Below are 1065 nucleotides of genomic sequence, written 5' to 3'. Positions count from 1 at the left end.
TTCCTCATGCATTTCGTAAGTCCAATTCAAAATCAATCGGATAAGCTTTTATATTTTTTTTTATAGCCTCTAAATTCTTTATTCTAATATCGTTATCGCTCAACTTTTTCTCTCTATTATATATTTGGCAAGTTCGATTAATAATGATTTCGCTTGATTATCTTTATAGACTTTCAAATAATCTATCGCTTTATCAATCGTTTCTTTTGCCTTTTCTTTCGCTCCCTCGATTCCGAATTGTTTGACATAAGTCAACTTTCCTTCTTTGGCGTCTTTTCCAACGGTTTTCCCCAGTGTTTCGTTATCGGAAATTACATCCAAAACATCGTCCCATATTTGGAATGCAAGCCCAATCGCTTCTCCGTATTTTGTTATATTTTCAATGTCTATATTCTTTTTCTCGGATGAAATCGCTCCCACTCTCGCCGCTCCTCTAATCATAGCGCCCGTTTTTTTTGCATGAAGGACTTTAAGAGTTTCAAAATCAATATTTTTTTCTTCGTAATATAAATCTATAAACTGTCCAATAACCATTCCTTGATAGCCAGCTGCGTAGCTTATTTCAAAAAGTAAATTTCTTAAAGTTTCGTCAGGCACTTCGGATTTTGAAAGTAATTGAAAGGCATGAGTTAAAAGTCCGTCTCCAATAAGTATAGCGTTCGCCTCTCCGAATTTCACATGAGCGGTAGGTTTTCCTCTTCTCAAATTATCGTTATCCATAGACGGCAAATCGTCATGCACCAAAGAATAAGTATGAATAAGTTCCAAAGAAATTGCGGGAATTATTGCCTTTTTATAATCTCCTTCGAATAATTCGCAAACCAGACAAGTAAGAATAGGTCTTAATCTTTTGCCTCCAGCTTCGAGAGGATATTTAAGCATATCTATAAAAGAATTTTCTATATCAATATCGCTTTTTTCAAAAATTTCGTCTATATTTTTATTTATTTCTTTTAATCTTATATCAATATATTCTTTTAGATTTACTCCCATATAATAACCCGATTATAATTTAATTTTTAATTATTATATAGATATAATTTAATTTTTAATTATTATATAGAA

At 31.6% G+C, this 1065-nt stretch carries 1 protein-coding gene; it reads right to left on the bottom strand.

Features of this window, described 5'->3' with window-relative positions; all coding sequences use genetic code 11:
- Positions 1-99: 99 nt before the first annotated feature.
- Positions 100-993, bottom strand: coding sequence for a polyprenyl synthetase family protein (locus EZH24_RS12430; RefSeq protein WP_137999368.1), 894 nt, complete (start codon positions 991-993; stop codon positions 100-102).
- Between the last annotated feature and the right edge of the window lie 72 nt (positions 994-1065).

The sequence above is a fragment of the Brachyspira catarrhinii genome, from assembly GCF_005518285.1.
GTDB classification, from domain to species: domain Bacteria; phylum Spirochaetota; class Brachyspiria; order Brachyspirales; family Brachyspiraceae; genus Brachyspira; species Brachyspira catarrhinii.
Note: the sequence above shows the minus strand (reverse complement) of the source record. Positions and strands in the feature narration are given on the sequence as shown.

Coding starts and splice junctions, on each gene's coding strand:
- EZH24_RS12430 (WP_137999368.1), bottom strand. CDS start 993: ATGGGAGTAAATCTAAAAGAATATATTGATATAAGATTAAAAGAAATA.